Source organism: Chryseobacterium sp. MEBOG07 (assembly GCF_021869745.1).
Taxonomy (GTDB): Bacteria; Bacteroidota; Bacteroidia; order Flavobacteriales; family Weeksellaceae; genus Chryseobacterium; species Chryseobacterium viscerum.
Map to the genome: position 1 here is coordinate 1,344,583 of NZ_CP084579.1, position 16,488 is coordinate 1,361,070.

The following is a 16,488-nucleotide window of genomic DNA, read 5'->3' on the forward strand; positions in this document are numbered from 1 at the left end:
TTTGTTTGTTGAAAATTAATTTATATTTTTATCAATACGTAGATAAGAATATTATATTAAAATTAAAACTATAAGAAATATGAAAAAATTATTGTTAACATTCGCACTTTCTCTGTTCGGTGTACTTACGTTTGCCCAGATAGAAGGAAAGTGGAAAACGATAGATGATGAAACAAAGCAGGCGAAATCTATTGTTGAAGTGTATAAAAAATCAGACGGGAAATATTATGGAAAAGTTTCTCAGCTATTGATAAAACCTGCTGATCCTAATTGTACTGCTTGTAAGGATGACAGAAAAGGAAAACCTATTTTAGGAATGGAAATTATCAGAGGACTGAAAAAAGACGGTGATGAATTTACCGGAGGAACAATTACTGACCCTAAAACAGGAAAAACATACAAATGTACCATCACAAGAAGCGGTGACAAACTGAACGTAAGAGGTTACTTAGGATTATCTTTATTAGGAAGAACCCAGGTTTGGGAGAAAGCTAATTAATTTAAGTTTAAATAGAATTTTAAGACGGCATTTCAGCAATGAAATGCCGTTTTTTTTGAAAAATATTGTAACGAAAATAAAAACGTCCCACTTATAGGATATGAGCACCGAACAGGAGAAAACATTTATCGAATTTTTTAAGCCCAATCAAAGGGTGATTCATAAAATATGTAAAATATATACGGACAATGCCGAAGATCATGAAGACCTTTTTCAGGAGATTACCATTCAGCTGTGGAAATCTTTTCCGGGATTTAAAGGAGAGGCTAAGTTTTCGACCTGGATGTATCGGGTAGCATTGAACACGGCAATTACTTTATTCCGGAAACCGAAGAAAGCGGTGAGCCAAGCTGTAGATATTGATGTTTCGTCTCTTACAATGGAATATGAAGACTATGAAGATGACGAACATAAGCTTAAGAAGATGTATAAAGCGATCTACCAACTGTCTGATGTAGAAAAAGCTTTGATCATGATGTATCTTGAAGATAAGTCTTATAGAGAGATAGGAGAAATCCTTGGGATAACAGAAGGAAATGCAAGAGTGAAAATGAACAGGGCAAAAAATAACTTAAAAACCAAAATCACTGCAAAATAAATATGGACGAACTGGAATTACTGAAAAAAGACTGGAATAAGGAATCTGGAGATTTCAAGGAGTATTCCGAAAAAGAAATTTATACAATGATAAAACATAAATCCGTTTCCATCACAAAAAAGTTATTCATTATCGGAATAGTTGAAGTTATTTTATGGACGCTGTATAGTTATCTGGACAAGCAGTTTCCATATGTAAGAATGGGAATGTTTTTAGTTTTTATGGGAATCATCATCACTTTGTTCCAAAAAATGAAAACCGGGCAGAACAGCATCTCCCTGATGAAAAGTATTTTGAATCTGAGAACACTTATTTTAGGATATGCCTGTATTTCTTTGATTTTGGCTGTTGTAGACGGTATCATTCATTTTGATCATAATACGAGAGATTTTATGGCAGGATTTAAAGATGGATGGAATACAAGACACCATATGGATGCGGCACTTACAGATCCCAATCAACTGATGCCTGTAACCGGAAATTATATTGCCTTTGGAATTTTTCTGTTGATTGGGTTATTCTTATTGTATATCATCTATAAAATGACCTACGGAAAAATTTTAATGGATCTTAGAAAAAACTATAAAGAATTGAGTAGTCATGAAGAAAAACCGTTTTAAATAAAATTAATATTATGACTTCATCATTCAAATGTGGAGCCTTTTTATGATGTGTATAATAAAAAAACACTATTTTTGTAGTCTAAATTTTTCGAATAAATATGGCAGAATATACTTTTCGTGAGGTAATTGCACAGGCAATGAGCGAGGAAATGCGTAAAGACGAATCCATCTTTTTAATGGGGGAGGAAGTTGCAGAATACAATGGTGCATACAAAGCTTCAAAAGGAATGCTGGATGAGTTTGGTCCTAAAAGAGTAATCGATACCCCAATTGCAGAACTTGGTTTTACAGGAATTGCTGTGGGTGCTGCGATGAATGGTAACAGACCAATTGTAGAGTATATGACATTCAATTTCTCATTGGTAGGAATTGATCAGATTATCAATAATGCTGCAAAAATCCGTCAGATGAGTGGTGGACAATGGAATTGCCCAATTGTTTTCCGTGGCCCTACGGCTTCTGCAGGTCAACTCGGAGCTACCCATTCTCAGGCTTTTGAAAACTGGTTTGCAAACATTCCTGGTCTTAAAGTAGTGGTTCCTTCTAATCCTTACGATGCGAAAGGGTTGTTGAAAACTGCAATTCAGGATAATGATCCTATTATTTTCATGGAATCTGAGCAGATGTATGGAGATAAAATGGAAATTCCTGAAGAAGAATACTACTTACCATTAGGAAAAGCAGATATCAAGAGAGCAGGTACAGACGTTACTTTGGTTTCTTTCGGTAAGATCATGAAGCTGGCTTTACAAGCTGCTGAAGATATGGCTAAAGAAGGAATCTCTGTAGAAGTTATCGATCTTAGAACTGTTCGTCCTCTTGATTTTGATACTATTTTAGAATCAGTGAAGAAAACAAACAGATTGGTTATTTTAGAAGAAGCTTGGCCATTTGCTTCTATATCTTCTGAAATTACTTATATCGTACAGCAAAAAGCATTTGACTATTTAGATGCTCCTATCAAGAGAATTACTACTCCTGATGCACCTGCACCTTACTCTGCAGCATTGTTTGCGGAATGGTTCCCTAAGCTTGAAAAAGTAAAAGAGGAAATTAAAAAAGCGATGTACGTAAAATAGTTATAGAGAAAAACTTCCGAAAGGAAGTTTTTTCATTTATTATATTCATGAAGAAAAGTTCTTGACGTCATAAAATTAGTATAAATTTGCGCCTTTAAAATAAATAAGCTGATATGGCAGAAGTTACAGAAGATGGTTATCATTTTGATATAAAGAAACTTTCTTTTATCGGAATTCTAGTGTCTTTAGGAATTGTTTTTGGGGACATTGGTACCTCACCGCTTTACGTAATGAAAGCAATTGTGAATGCGAGATCGCAGGGGAGTAATATGCCATTCAATGAATACATAGAAGGAGCTCTTTCCTGTATTATTTGGACACTTACCCTTCAGACCACGATAAAGTATGTGATCATCGCTTTGAGGGCAGATAACAAAGGAGAAGGAGGTATCCTGGCTTTGTTTTCACTCGTAAGAAACCTTAAAAAAGGATGGTTGTACCTTATTGCAATTGTAGGTGCTGCGGCGCTTATTGCAGACGGAGTCATCACACCATCGCTTACAGTAATGTCAGCCATTGAAGGTCTTGAAATCTATAATCCACACACACCGGTTGTTCCCATTACAATTGGAATTCTGATTGCCATTTTTGTGGTGCAGCAATTCGGAACCAGCTTTATCGGGAAATTTTTTGGCCCTGTAATGGTGGTATGGTTTTTAGTATTAGGAGGTTTGGGAGTGATGCATTTGAGTGAGAACTTTGAGATCCTAAGATCTTTCAATCCTTATTATGCTTACAAACTTATTGCGAACTCTCCGAGTGCAATTGTTATTTTAGGTGCCGTTTTCCTTTGTACGACAGGAGCAGAAGCTCTTTATTCAGACTTAGGACATTGTGGTGCCAAGAACATAAGAGTAAGCTGGGCATTCGTTAAGATTATGCTTATTCTGAACTATCTTGGACAAGGAGCATGGCTTTTGACCAACCATGATAAACCTGGATTTTCTGTAGTAAACCCATTCTTTGGAATTATGGAAGAATGGATGATTATACCAGGTGTAATTTTAGCAACAGCTGCCGCAATTATTGCCAGCCAGGCATTAATTACAGGTTCTTTTACAATCTTCTCTGAAGCAATGTCTCTCAACCTGTGGCCCAATCAAAAAATTGATTATCCTTCCGGAGTTAAAGGACAAATGTATATCCCAAGAATCAACTGGGGACTTCTTATTCTATGTATTATTGTGGTTCTTCATTTCAGAGAATCCGGTAAGATGGAAGCAGCCTACGGACTTTCCATTACCGTTACGATGTTGATGACAACCGTCCTGCTGGTCTTCTGGCTACTGAAACATAGAGTGAGCAAGGTTTTGATATTATTCTTCGCATTAGTATATATGGCGATCGAATTAGGCTTCTTTAGTGCCAATATCATCAAGTTCATGGAAGGAGGATGGATTACCGTTGTATTGGCTGGTTCTATCGGAATTTCTATGTATGCATGGTATAACGGACGATTGATCAAAACAAGATTTATCCAATTTGTGAAAATAGAAAAATACGTGTCTATCCTTAAAGACATGAAACTGGATGAAACCATTCCGAAATATGCTACCAATCTGGCTTATCTGAGCAGAGCAAAAAGAAATGATGAAGTAGAATCCAAAATTATTTATTCCATTATCAAAAAACAGCCGAAAAGAGCCGATCATTACTTTATTCTGAGCATCGTTAACCAGGAAGATCCATATACCTTCAGATATACGGTAGATGAAATTCTTCCCGGTACCGTATATAAAATCAACTTCCTTTTAGGATTTAAAGTAGACCGAAGAATCAATGATTACTTCAATATGGTACTTAAAGATTTAATGGCTGACGGAACGATTCCTTCAAGAAGCAGCCACCCTTCTTTGAGAGCTCACGAGATACCGCCGGATCTTAAATATGTGATCATAGATAATACATATATCAACGATATACTATTAACTGTTAAACAGAAGATTATTCTTAACATTTATAACTTTGTGAAGTATATCGGAAGTGACGACTTTAAGGCTTGGGGAGTGTCTTCTCATAACGTTGAAGTGGAATCTGCGCCGATCACAGAATTAACAGTTTATGATAACAAGATTGAGCAGTCGGGATATTTCCGTCACAACTCTTAACTTCTGGCATGTAACCATAATATCTATTTAAATAAAATTCAATAAATTTGTAGATAATTTTTTTAATGGATACAATACAAAAAGAAAAAAATATAGCTTTGATCAAGGATGTTTTAAGAAACTACTTATTAGAAAAAGGGTTCAGAAACACACCTGAGAGATATACGATATTGGAAGAAATTTATAATATGGATCATCACTTCAACGTTGATGATCTGTATCTTCTAATGATGCAGAAAAAATATCATGTTTCCAAAGCAACGATTTACAACACTATTGAAATTTTCCTTGATGCAGGTTTGATCCGTAAGCATCAGTTCGGAGAAAAAACATTGACTTCTTCATCGTATGAAAAGTCTTATTTTGACAAACAACATGACCACCTGGTAATCTACAAAAAAGGCTCTGATAAAGAAATTGAAGAAATTATTGAGTTCTGTGACCCAAGAATCCAAGGAATCAAAGAAGCCATTGAAGAAGCATTTGGCGTAAATATTGATTCTCATTCGCTATATTTTTATGGCACTAAGAATGACTAATTAATGAGAATAATCCTTTTTCTGTTACTCTTTATTTCTACGCTAAATTTTGCGCAGGATAAAACCCCTGTGAAGAGAGATCCCTATTTGCAGACTCCATCATCTGGCCAGCCTAAACAGGTGCAGATGAGACCGGAAGATAAAGTAAAGATCATCCACGCAGACGAAATCAAGAAAAATCCTGAAAAATACGACGGGAATCAATATTTTGTTGGGCATGTTCAGATTGAACATCAAGGCTCCATTCTTACCGCAGATGAAGTCATTTTGTACAATGAAGAGAACTTTGTAAAGGCTATAGGCAATACAAAACTTCAGAATACAGATGGTTCTGTAATTACAGCAGGAGAAATGGAATATGATGCCAATACCCAGAAAGGTGTTGCCAGAAAAGATGTAGTCCTTACCGATCCCAAACAAACAATAAAAACTGATATTCTGTATTATGACAGACTTGCTAATCAGGCTTATTTTAATACAGGAGGAACGATCTCTGATGGTCAGAATGTGACCTATGCCAAAGTAGGAACTTATTTCCTCAATACAAGAGTCGTAGACCTTACGGGAAATGTAAAAATTGAAACCCCTCAATATATTATAGAAGGGCCTAACATCAAGCAGAATCAAAATACAAAAATTGCTGATTTTCTAGGTCCCACAACCATTACCAGTAAAACAAATCCTAAAAACAGAATTTATACTGAAAAAGGAATTTATAAAATGGAAACAAAGGAGGCTTTTCTGACCAAAAACTCCAGGATCTATTATAACGATAAAATCCTTACCGGTGATGAGATGTACTATAATCAGATAACAGGGTTTGGTACAGCAACAGGAAATGTAACCCTCGATGATCCGAAAGAAAAGAGATATATAAAAGGAGGCTACGGAGAAATTTTTGAGAAAAAAGACTCTTCAATGATGACGAAAAATCCTTATGCAGTAAAAATAATGGAAAAAGACTCCGTTTATTTTGCCGCTGAGAAAATTGTCTCTTATCAAAGACCGGATTCGCTGGATATAAAAGTGAAAAAAAGTTATCTGCGAGCATATAAAAAAGCCCGTGTTTATAAATCTAATGCACAAGGGAGAGCAGACTCTATCGCTTTCAATGAGACAGATGGAATCATGCACATGTATACCAACCCAATTCTTTGGAGTGGTGAGAAGCAGGTGACCGGAGATAAAGTAGAAGCTTATTTTAATACAAAGAGTGAAAATATAGACTCGCTGAAGGTAATAGGAAATGCTTTTGCCATCAGTAAAGTAGATTCATTAAGCCTGAAAGATGAGTTCAACCAGGTGAAAGGAAAATTCATGACGGTTTACTATGAGAAGAATGATATTAAAGAAGCAAGAGTAGTAGGAAATGCACAGTCTATTGTATACGTTGATGATACCGATCAAGAAACAAAAAAACAGGAAAGAATAGGAATTACACTTTCTACCTGCGGAATTATCGGAGCGTTATTTGAAGAAAGAGCCCTACAGATTATTTCATGCAGTATCGGTGCAAATTCAGATACCTATCCGATGAGTAAAATAGAACCTGGACGAAGGAAATTTCCGGATTTTAACTGGAATACCAAAGACAGGATCAGAAAATGGCAGGATATATTGGTAGACAGCCCAAACAACGAAGAAGTAAAGTATACCGCTGATAGCGAGCTCTTCGATAAAGCTCAGAAAACCATAGATGACGAAAAAGCCAAAGAAGAAGCTAAAAAACCTAAACGGACCAGAAAATAATAGAAAAGACCAGTATACGCTGGTCTTTTTTATGTATTAATTTCAGCATTTAATGAATCTTTTATAGCTTTGCTGAAATTTTGGAGACAATGGAAATGCATAAAGATTTTTTTATATATCAGGCTCAAACCACAAAATTCGCGGCAGGTTTTGAAGTTGAAAAAGCAGAAGGAAGCTATATTTATGGTACAGACGGAAAGAAATATCTTGACTTTGTAGCTGGAGTTTCTGCCAATACGCTGGGACATTCACATCCTAAAATTGTGAATGCAATCAAAGAACAGGCAGATAAATACCTTCACGTGATGGTATATGGAGAATATGCGCAGGAAAAACCTATAGCACTATGCAGACTGCTTGCAGAAGCTACTCCGGATCCATTAGAAGTTACCTATCTTGTGAACAGCGGTGCAGAAGCTATTGACGGCAGCTTAAAACTGGCAAAACGATATACAGGGAGAGAAGAGATTATTTCCTTTAAAGATTCCTATCACGGGAATACGCACGGTGCTTTGAGTGTTTCAGGAAATGAAACGCATAAAAGAGAATTCCGTCCCTTATTGCCAATGGTTTCTTTTATCGAATTTAATAATCAAAAAGACTTCGATAAGATCACAGAAAAGACCGCTTGCGTTATCCTTGAAACCATTCAGGGAGCAGCAGGATTTCTGGTCCCCGATAATGACTATCTGATCAAGCTAAAAAGAAGATGTGAAGAAGTAGGAGCACTTTTGATTTTGGATGAAATACAACCCGGATTTGGGAGAACAGGAAAACTATTCTCTTTCGAGCATTTTGGAATCGTTCCGGATATCCTGGTGATGGGGAAAGGAATGGGAGGGGGAGTTCCCGTAGGTGCTTTTATGAGTTCCCGAGAAATTATGGAGACCCTTTCGCATTCACCAAAACTGGGGCACATTACTACTTTTGGAGGAAATCCATTGATCGCTGCTGCAAGCCACGCTACTTTAAAAGAAGTGCTGGAAAGCGGATTAATGAATGAAGTAGAAGAAAAAGAAAAACTATTCAGAGAACTTTTAGTTCACCCGAAAATTAAAAATATCAATGGTAAAGGCTTAATGCTTGCCGTGAACTTAGGAACCCCTGAATATACGCTGGAAGTGGCTAAAAAATGCATGGAAAGAGGACTTGTTGTTTTCTGGCAGCTGTACAGAAATGAATACCTGAGAATCTCTCCGCCCCTCACATTATCGCTGGAAGAAATCAAAGAAGGATGTCAGATTATTCTCGATATTCTCAACGAAAATTAAAGATACAATCTCTCTGAAAAGGAGAGATTTTTTTATGCTTCACATCGTAGTTTTATGAATTAAAATTTACCATAATAAAGATTTGAATCCGGTGATAAATATCATACAGATTCTATAAAATAGTAATTGTTTTTTTGCGTAATAAAAAAATTAATTTATATATTGCGGGACGATAAAACAAAGATTATATGGCGAAACATAAAGTCCATTACGAATATCCAATGCACTGTTTATCAGAGATTTTATACGAATATCTGGCAACTGCGGAGGGATTATCTGAATGGTTTGCGGATGAGGTAACAGAGAAAGGCGATGATTTCTTTTTTAGCTGGGGCGGAGGACCTGCTGAGAAGGCCACTTTGATCAGATATAAGCCTGAAGGTTTCGTGCGTTTCAGATGGGAAGAAGATGAAGGAACTAAGAATTTCTTTGAAATGACTATCACAATAGATGATATTACTGAAGATTTAGCCCTTAATATTACAGATTTCTGTGAGGAAGGAGATGAAGAAGAAAATGCACTATATTGGGAAAATCTTATTGAAAATCTCAGAATAAAATTAGGTGCGGCATAATGTCGGACTTTATTAAATGATAAAACTGATGAACGATTTATCGTTCATTATTTTTTTGTAAATAAATCGCATCAAAAATTGGAAAATCAATATTTTACATCAGACGAGTTAAATCTAAAGAACAGAGCCTTTCTTTTGGGTGACTCAGTGAAGGTTTCTTTCTTTGTAAGAAATGGTGGTTTGATCATGGACGAAGAATGCTATTTTTTCTTGATGGCTTCCATGAGAAAGATGAGAATGAATATCCCTCTCACTTACACCCTGGAATTTTTTCAAACTCTTTTTCAGAAAGATATTATTGAAGGAAAAGAAATAAAAAACGGGATTATTAATTTTCAGGTGTTCAGAAATAATGACGGACTGACATTGGCGAAATCTTCTGTTTCCTATTTTTATGAAGTGACGGAAATGGAGGATGTACTTGCAGTTCATCAAAGACCTTTGGATCTGGATCTGATTAAGGAAATTAACGTTAATAATAACCTTTTAAGCAATATTAGAGTTCACTGTCCGGAAACTATCTACGGAGCGATCTATGCGCAGGAAAATGACCTTGATGACGTGATTCTTCTGAATCCAAACAAGAGAATAGCTCGTACCACTGCGGGTAATCTTCTTTTTTTGGAAGGAGATGTTATTAAAGTACCCAAGCAGACTGAAGGAGCATACATTTCTCCTGTGATGGAAAATTTTGTTACTTTTTTACATAAAAACAACCTTGCAGATATTCAGGAACACGAGATCATCGCATTCGAATCTCAGAAAGCAGAAGAAATCTTAATGATTTCTGATGAAAAAGGGATATTTTCTGTAGGGAAGATAAGAAATAAGACTTTTGAGAACGCCCGTTTCTTAGAATTGGTAGAAAGCTGGAAAAAAAGCTTTAATTCATAAAAATTGACAAACCCGGTAAACAACAAAGTTCCAGAAGTCCTTTACCGGGTTTTATTCTGAGTAAATCAGAAATTGTTTATTTTATTTAATATTCGTTGATGACATCAACAAATTTCTGTGCGATTTCTTTTTGTCCTTTTTCACTGGTAATATAATTCCTGTTTTCAGAATTATTGATGAACCCAAGTTCTACCAATACTGCAGGAGCTTTAGTTTCCCTTAAAATATGCAGATTACTTTCCTCTATTTTGTGGGCATTGAATTTTTTATAAATCTTTCCGGCAAGTTCCTTTGAAACATCAGAATTCTGAGTGTATACTTCAAATCCGTTATCAACCGTTTCCTTTTGAGGAGAGCTGTTGACGTGAAGTGAGATCACCATTGCAGGATTCAGTTTGTTGATCTGATTGGTTCTATCAGAAAGAGTAGGATAGCTGTCAGAATCACGTGTTAAAATAACTTCATATTTATCCTGACTTTTATTGAACTTCTGAATTTCCTTAGCAACGCTTAACGAAATATTTTTCTCTAAAATTTCACCATGCGTAGCCCCAAAATCATTTCCGCCATGACCAGCATCTATGACAATGTATTTTTTGTTGATAGGGGTGAATGATAAAAATGCAGTAGAAAATATTGATAAAGCAAGTAATGTAATACCTTTCATATCAGTGGTTTTTGGTTTTTCAAAGAACGGAAAAACTTTCTTTAAAATTGGTTAAAGGAATCTTAAAGTTTGTTAATTGTTCTAATGAGATGAAAAATATACTTTTTAGTTCAATGAAATATCTTCAGGAGAATTAGCCCAGAGAAGAAATTCTCCCCCAAGATTGTGCATGATAGACTTCCAAAGGGTCTGATCATTGGGAAGCGTATAATCAAGATTGTAAACATCTACTACTGTCCACATTTTCCTTTGAACTTCAGTATCTAGCTGGTTAGGAGCCCACCCGAATAGCCTGAAAATATTTTAATATTTTCAATATTCAGTTCACTGCTCAAAACTGCATTTATAATACGTTCAATATCTTCTGTAAGATAGTATTCATCAGTGATGTCTGTATAGATTTCTGTAACCTTTTTACCTTTTACGATGAAAAATACCTTGTCATTTTCTACAGGTCCTCCATCATATACCTCAATTTTAAAGTCAAAAAAATCCTTGAATTTGCTACTCATCTGGCTGTTCTTTTTATTCAATATCAAACCAAATGCACCACTTTCATTATGTTCAATAACCAATACTACCGATCTTGAAAAAATATCGCCGGAAATGTCAGGGGTCGAGATTAATATTTTACCTTTGTATGAGTGATTCATACTCAAATTTAATAAAAATATTTATGGAAAACCTGCACGACAAAAGAAAAGTGTACGAGAAATCCCAACTTATTGAAAGTGAGATAAAACAAAATCCAATTGAACAGTTTAGAGACTGGTTTTTGGATGCAAGTGAGAGCCCAATGATCTCAGAAGCCAATGCTATGGCTGTTTCTACAGTAGAGGAAGATGGCTGTCCAAGAACAAGAATGGTACTTCTTAAAGCATATACCCACGAAGGGTTTATTTTTTATACTAATTATAACAGTCGAAAAGGAAAAGCAATAGAAAGCAACCATAAAGCTTGTCTGCATTTTTTCTGGCCTAATCTCGAAAGACAGATCATCATTAAAGCAGATCTTGAGAAAGTGGCAGAAAACCTGAGTGATGGGTATTTTCATTCAAGGCCGAAAGGAAGCCAGCTGGGGGCTGCCGTTTCTCCACAAAGCGAGGTTATTCCCAATAGAGAATTTTTAGAGGAAAAACTGAAAGACCTGGAAAAAGAATACGAAAATATTGAAGTTCCAAGACCAGCCAATTGGGGCGGATATCTTGCCAGACCTTATGAAATTGAATTCTGGCAGGGAAGACCCAACCGTCTTCACGATAGGATAATCTACCAGCTTGAAGATCTGGATTGGAAGATTTCGAGACTAGCACCTTAGATTAGAAGCTAGAAATTAGTGATGTCAGTTTTATAGTAAACTGACTTCCAGAAAAATTATAAACTTTATACTATCAATAGAAGCGGGCTTTAGCCCGCTTATTTTTTTATGAATAATGATAAGGGCTTTAGCCAAAACTTAATAACTCTTAACCATTTCAAAACTCCTTAACGGTTTAATTTTCTCTCACTATTTGAAATAAAAAAGGCCGTTTCTAAGAAACAGCCCTTGAATTTTTGTAATCTGAATGATTATTTTTTCTTAACACCAGAAACTGCATTTGATAAATCAGCTCCAGCCTTGAATTTAGCAACTTTTTTAGCAGCGATTTTGATCGGTTTTTTAGTTGCAGGGTTGATCCCTTGTCTAGCCGCTCTCTCAGCTACTGAGAAAGTACCGAAACCTACTAAAGAAACTTTTCCGTCTTTTTTCTTTAATGTAGTAGTTACGTTACCAATGAAAGATTCTAAAGCAGCCTTTGCTGCAACTTTAGTGATACCTGCATCTTTTGCGATTGCGTCGATTAATTCAGACTTGTTCATAATTTTTAATATTAAAGTTAGTTCGTAATTATAGCAAATATAATACTATTTTCTAATTGTGCAATTTTTTTATTAAAACTTGTAAAATGTTTTTACTTTTCGGTGAAAACAGTTAAAATATGATAATTCCACTTTTCACAGAAAATCTACGTTACGCGTTACTAAAATCATGCCAAATGCTTATGTTTATTGACTTTAGCAAAAAGTTAATATTATTTCCTTCATTTATTAAATCCTAAATTGAGTGTAAACAATTAATATTTTTAACCATATGATTATTAAATTTGTAAGCAATTTTCCAATTTCTTGTATTTTTTAAAATTAAACCCCTGTGTTTGTGGGAGTTTTAAAATAAGATGAAAGGCTCGTTTTATAAATTTTTATTAATAAATTTGCATCATGTTAATAGAAGTTTTCAAGTCTAAGATTCATAGGGTGAGAGTAACGGCCTCTGACCTTAATTATATAGGGAGTATAACGATAGATGAAGATCTTATAGAAGCTGCCGGTTTGGTAGTAGGAGAAAGAGTCTATATCGTGAATGTAAACAACGGAGAACGTTTTGATACCTACGTTATCAAAGGGAAGAGAAAATCAGGAGAAGTATGTCTGAATGGGCCTGCTGCAAGAAAAGTACAGAGAGATGATATCATCATCATTATCGCTTATGCACAGATGACCCCGGAGGAGGCAAAAGACTTCCAGCCGAAGATCGTTTTCCCGGATGAAAAAACAAACCTTCTTACGTAATACATGGAGAAGACATCAAAAAATCCGGTAAAATCAATACTAACAATAGTAATATCGCTTGCTTTTGCAGGCTTTTTTTTATGGCTTGCCTTAAGAGGGCTTGATTTTAAAGTCATTCAGAAGTCCCTGGCAAAGGCCAATTATCTTTGGGTATTGTTTGCTTCTGTATTTGGACTTCTTGCTTATTGGTTCAGGGCTATTCGCTGGAACCTGATGCTGGAACCCATGGGATACAAAATTTCAAATTCCAATTCTCTTTGGTCCATATCATTTGGATATCTGATGAATCTTACCATTCCAAGAAGCGGTGAAGTGGCAAGAGCTACAGCTTTGTATGGAGTGGAAAAAGTACCTGTAGACAAATCTTTTGGGACTATCATTTTGGAAAGAGTGATTGATTTGGTTTGTATGCTTGCATTTTTATTATTAACAGTGATTTTTAAATTTAATGCAATTATTTCTTTCTATCATTTTGTAATGGATAAGAAAGATGAGAAGGAAAAATTTGTTCCTAACTTTTTTGAAGAACAAATGATAAAGCTTGGAGTAAATAATTTTGATTCATTTTATTTGTATGTTAAAATTGCTCTGGGAATATTGGTTTTAGTCGGCTTAAGCCTTCTTTATAAATATAAAAAAGAAAAACTGATCAGTTTTGGAAAAGGGATTCTTCAAGGATTAACTTCCATTTTTAAATTAAAAGAAAAAGGAAAATTCATCCTTTATACTTTAGGAATCTGGATTTGTTATTATTTAGCAGCTTATCTGGTTTGCTTTGCACTTCCTGAAACATCCGCATTTACCTTTGCTGACGGTTTCTTCATTATTGTTGTGGGAACATTGGGAATGATTATTCCTGCCAGTGGAGGAATTGGAGCTTATAATCTTGCAATGAAATACGGTTTTATGGCTCTTTTTATTGCAGTAGGAAAAAGCGCAGATTTTGGAGGTGAAATGGGGCTTACGTATTCTTTTATTTCTTTACCGCTGCAGATTGTGATTATGCTGGTGATGGGATTGATTTCCATTCCTATGCTGGCCAAAGCAAGAAATGCTGCCGCTTCAGATAAGAATTTTGAAGATTAATTCAACATACTTTTATACAATACAAGGTTCAATTTTTTAATTGGACCTTTTTTTATGGTCATTTTGTGACTTAAATAGTTTTAATTGGGCTGTGAGGATCATTTTTCTGTCAATAAATTTGGTCAATTCGTAAATCACTTCTATCTTAATGCAAAAAATAATCATAATATAAAACACTATGGCAATTAATCTACAGAAAGGACAAAAGATCGAGATAGGCTTGACTAAAATGACGATTGGATTGGGTTGGGACCCGAATGAAGGAACCGGTTATGACTTTGATCTGGATGCTTCTGCAATCATGATTGATTCTGACAGAAAATTAGTAAGTGAAGAATATTTTGTTTTTTACAATAACCTGAATTCTCCGGATGGAGCTCTTACCCATACAGGGGATGATCCCAGTGGGAAAAACAGTGATGGTGACGATGATGAAGCTATTGTTATAGATCTGGATAAAGTAGACTCAAGAGTCGAAGAGATCCTTTTTGTGGTCACCATAGAAGATTTTGAAAGAAGAAGACAGAATTTCGGACAGGTAAGAAACTCTTATATCAGAGTGGTAGACAATCATTCCCACCAGGAAATTGCAAAATATGAACTGGATGAAGATTTCTCTATTGAAACAGGAGTAGAATTCGGAAGACTGTACAAAAGAAATGGCAGCTGGAAATTTGAAGCTTCAGGGATTGGATATAGAGCAGACCTTGGTTTCTTCCTTGAAAAATACTACAAAGGGCAAATCATCAAATAAAATCATCAAATACACAAAACGATAACTATGGCAATTAATTTACAGAAAGGACAAACGATAGATTTAAGAAAGAATGACCGCGGAGAAAGCGTTTATGATCTTTCAAAAGTAACCATTGGTTTAGGATGGGATGTAAGGAAGCAGGGCAGTGGATTCTTTGGAAAACTGTTCAGTAAAGAAGCTGAATATGATCTTGATGCAGTAGCTTTTCTTCTGGATGGCAACGGGAAAGTAGCCAATCTTGGAAGAACGGTACAGACCAATGACGGAAGACAAATGGGACTTTATCAGGGAGATGTGGTTTTCTTCAATTCTATGCAGCACCCTAGTGGAAATGTATGGCTTACAGGAGACAACAGAACCGGAGCGGGAGATGGAGATGATGAGCAGATCATTGTGAAACTGGACCAGCTGGATCAGAGTTATCAGAAAATTGTGTTTCTTGTTACCATTTATCAGGGAAAAACTAATAATCAGCACTTCGGAATGATCGAAAATGCATTTATCCGTGCCGTAGATGCTACAGGAAAAGAAATTACAAAATATAGTCTTTCCGGAGATTCAAGTATGAATGGTATGTGTGCTATGGTTTTTGCAGAAGCATACCGTCATAATGGCGACTGGAAATTCCGTGCAGTGGGAGAGCCGCATCATACAGATAACTTTATAGATATTCTGAGACAGCAGTACTCTTATTCCAACTAGATTCTCGATTTTTTTCAACTCACATAAAAGCCGGCTTGGAAGTCTTCGACTTCCTCCGCCGGCTTCAGAATTAATACTTGTCTATAATGAGCAGGAGATTATTAGCTTATTTTTTATTAGATACTTCAGGTTCTATGAATGGAGAACCTATTCAGGCATTGAATAACGGATTCAACGGCCTTATAAGTATGCTTCGTGCAGATCCACAGGCGATGGACAGCTTGCATTTGAGTGTCATTACCTTCGATAGAGATGTTAAGAATATTATACCATTAACAGATCTGGTGAGTTTTTACCCGATGGAAATTACCTGCCCGGATAGCGGACCCACTCATACGGGGGCTGCGCTGGAAATGGTTTCCGAATTGGTTCAGAAAGAAATTATAAAAGAATCAGCTGATGCAAAAGGAGACTGGCAGCCGTTACTATTTATATTTACGGATGGAAAGCCTTCGGATATTCAGAAGTACAGGCAGATGATTCCTGTAATCAGAGGATTGGAATTTGGTGCCATCGTAGGGTGTGCAGCAGGTCCAAAAGCAGATGAACAGTTTCTGAAAGAACTGACGGATCATGTAGTCAAACTAGATACTACAGATGCTATTACTCTTTCTTCCTTTTTCAAGTGGGTAAGTTCTTCCATTACACAGGGAGGGCAATCTCAGAATACGGGAGAAAATATTACCTTACCTCCGCCACCATCGGAGCTTACTATTATTATTTAAAAAATT

Annotated in this window: 18 protein-coding genes and 1 pseudogene; 16 read left to right on the plus strand and 3 right to left on the minus strand. The window is 35.8% G+C overall.

What is annotated here, in order from left to right:
• The first annotated feature begins 79 nt into the window (after positions 1 to 79).
• From LF886_RS06105 to LF886_RS06150, 10 genes are all read left to right on the plus strand, one after another.
• Positions 80 to 499, plus strand: a complete 420-nt coding sequence (locus tag LF886_RS06105) for a DUF2147 domain-containing protein (protein WP_103233424.1) — start codon at positions 80 to 82, stop codon at positions 497 to 499.
• Positions 500 to 599: 100 nt separating this feature from the next.
• Positions 600 to 1,097 carry an RNA polymerase sigma factor gene (locus tag LF886_RS06110; RefSeq protein ID WP_236853256.1) on the plus strand — a complete coding sequence of 166 codons (498 nt, stop codon included), beginning with the start codon at positions 600 to 602 and terminating at the stop codon, positions 1,095 to 1,097.
• A 2-nt stretch (positions 1,098 to 1,099) separates the two neighbouring features.
• Positions 1,100 to 1,717, plus strand: a complete 618-nt coding sequence (locus tag LF886_RS06115) for a hypothetical protein (RefSeq protein WP_236853257.1) — start codon at positions 1,100 to 1,102, stop codon at positions 1,715 to 1,717.
• A 101-nt stretch (positions 1,718 to 1,818) separates the two neighbouring features.
• Positions 1,819 to 2,799 carry a pyruvate dehydrogenase complex E1 component subunit beta gene (locus LF886_RS06120; protein WP_236853259.1) on the plus strand — a complete coding sequence of 327 codons (981 nt, stop codon included), beginning with the start codon at positions 1,819 to 1,821 and terminating at the stop codon, positions 2,797 to 2,799.
• Positions 2,800 to 2,912: 113 nt separating this feature from the next.
• Positions 2,913 to 4,907 (plus strand): KUP/HAK/KT family potassium transporter, encoded by a 1,995-nt coding sequence (locus LF886_RS06125; RefSeq protein ID WP_236853261.1) that lies wholly within the window; start codon positions 2,913 to 2,915, stop codon positions 4,905 to 4,907.
• A 65-nt stretch (positions 4,908 to 4,972) separates the two neighbouring features.
• Positions 4,973 to 5,446: a Fur family transcriptional regulator gene (locus tag LF886_RS06130; RefSeq protein WP_034731532.1), complete on the plus strand. Its 474-nt coding sequence runs from the start codon at positions 4,973 to 4,975 to the stop codon at positions 5,444 to 5,446.
• A 3-nt stretch (positions 5,447 to 5,449) separates the two neighbouring features.
• Complete coding sequence (locus LF886_RS06135) at positions 5,450 to 7,195, plus strand: OstA-like protein (protein ID WP_236853263.1); 1,746 nt, start codon at positions 5,450 to 5,452, stop codon at positions 7,193 to 7,195.
• Positions 7,196 to 7,290: 95 nt separating this feature from the next.
• Positions 7,291 to 8,466 carry an aspartate aminotransferase family protein gene (locus LF886_RS06140; RefSeq protein WP_103233431.1) on the plus strand — a complete coding sequence of 392 codons (1,176 nt, stop codon included), beginning with the start codon at positions 7,291 to 7,293 and terminating at the stop codon, positions 8,464 to 8,466.
• Positions 8,467 to 8,654: 188 nt separating this feature from the next.
• The gene (locus tag LF886_RS06145) at positions 8,655 to 9,041 is read left to right on the plus strand and encodes an START-like domain-containing protein (protein ID WP_116011027.1); all 387 of its coding nucleotides are present in this window, start codon (positions 8,655 to 8,657) and stop codon (positions 9,039 to 9,041) included.
• A 78-nt stretch (positions 9,042 to 9,119) separates the two neighbouring features.
• Positions 9,120 to 9,935, plus strand: coding sequence for an aminotransferase class IV (locus tag LF886_RS06150; RefSeq protein WP_236853265.1), 816 nt, complete (start codon positions 9,120 to 9,122; stop codon positions 9,933 to 9,935).
• Between the two features lie 85 nt (positions 9,936 to 10,020).
• On the opposite strand, the gene LF886_RS06155 is transcribed toward LF886_RS06150, so the two are convergent.
• Complete coding sequence (locus tag LF886_RS06155; RefSeq protein WP_236853266.1) at positions 10,021 to 10,602, minus strand: N-acetylmuramoyl-L-alanine amidase; 582 nt, start codon at positions 10,600 to 10,602, stop codon at positions 10,021 to 10,023.
• A gap of 105 nt (positions 10,603 to 10,707) precedes the next feature.
• Positions 10,708 to 11,255 (minus strand): annotated as a pseudogene (locus tag LF886_RS06160) (YqgE/AlgH family protein).
• Between the two features lie 23 nt (positions 11,256 to 11,278).
• On the opposite strand from LF886_RS06160, the gene pdxH reads away from it, so the two are divergent.
• Positions 11,279 to 11,920: a pyridoxamine 5'-phosphate oxidase gene (gene pdxH / locus LF886_RS06165; protein WP_236853268.1), complete on the plus strand. Its 642-nt coding sequence runs from the start codon at positions 11,279 to 11,281 to the stop codon at positions 11,918 to 11,920.
• Between the two features lie 251 nt (positions 11,921 to 12,171).
• Here pdxH and LF886_RS06170 read toward each other — a convergent pair whose 3' ends face one another.
• Positions 12,172 to 12,462 carry an HU family DNA-binding protein gene (locus tag LF886_RS06170; protein WP_034748416.1) on the minus strand — a complete coding sequence of 97 codons (291 nt, stop codon included), beginning with the start codon at positions 12,460 to 12,462 and terminating at the stop codon, positions 12,172 to 12,174.
• Positions 12,463 to 12,861: 399 nt separating this feature from the next.
• Here LF886_RS06170 and panD point away from each other — a divergent pair, with 399 nt between their 5' ends.
• From panD to LF886_RS06195, 5 genes are all read left to right on the plus strand, one after another.
• Positions 12,862 to 13,212, plus strand: coding sequence for an aspartate 1-decarboxylase (gene panD / locus LF886_RS06175; RefSeq protein WP_029294648.1), 351 nt, complete (start codon positions 12,862 to 12,864; stop codon positions 13,210 to 13,212).
• 3 nt (positions 13,213 to 13,215) lie between these two features.
• On the plus strand, positions 13,216 to 14,298 hold the full coding sequence (locus tag LF886_RS06180) for a lysylphosphatidylglycerol synthase transmembrane domain-containing protein (protein WP_236853270.1): 1,083 nt from the start codon (positions 13,216 to 13,218) through the stop codon (positions 14,296 to 14,298).
• A 178-nt stretch (positions 14,299 to 14,476) separates the two neighbouring features.
• Positions 14,477 to 15,052 (plus strand): TerD family protein, encoded by a 576-nt coding sequence (locus LF886_RS06185; RefSeq protein ID WP_124534548.1) that lies wholly within the window; start codon positions 14,477 to 14,479, stop codon positions 15,050 to 15,052.
• A 27-nt stretch (positions 15,053 to 15,079) separates the two neighbouring features.
• Entirely contained in the window at positions 15,080 to 15,757 is a 678-nt protein-coding gene (locus tag LF886_RS06190; protein WP_152290091.1) for a TerD family protein, read from the plus strand.
• An 86-nt stretch (positions 15,758 to 15,843) separates the two neighbouring features.
• On the plus strand, positions 15,844 to 16,482 hold the full coding sequence (locus tag LF886_RS06195) for a vWA domain-containing protein (protein WP_236853272.1): 639 nt from the start codon (positions 15,844 to 15,846) through the stop codon (positions 16,480 to 16,482).
• Positions 16,483 to 16,488: the final 6 nt, after the last annotated feature.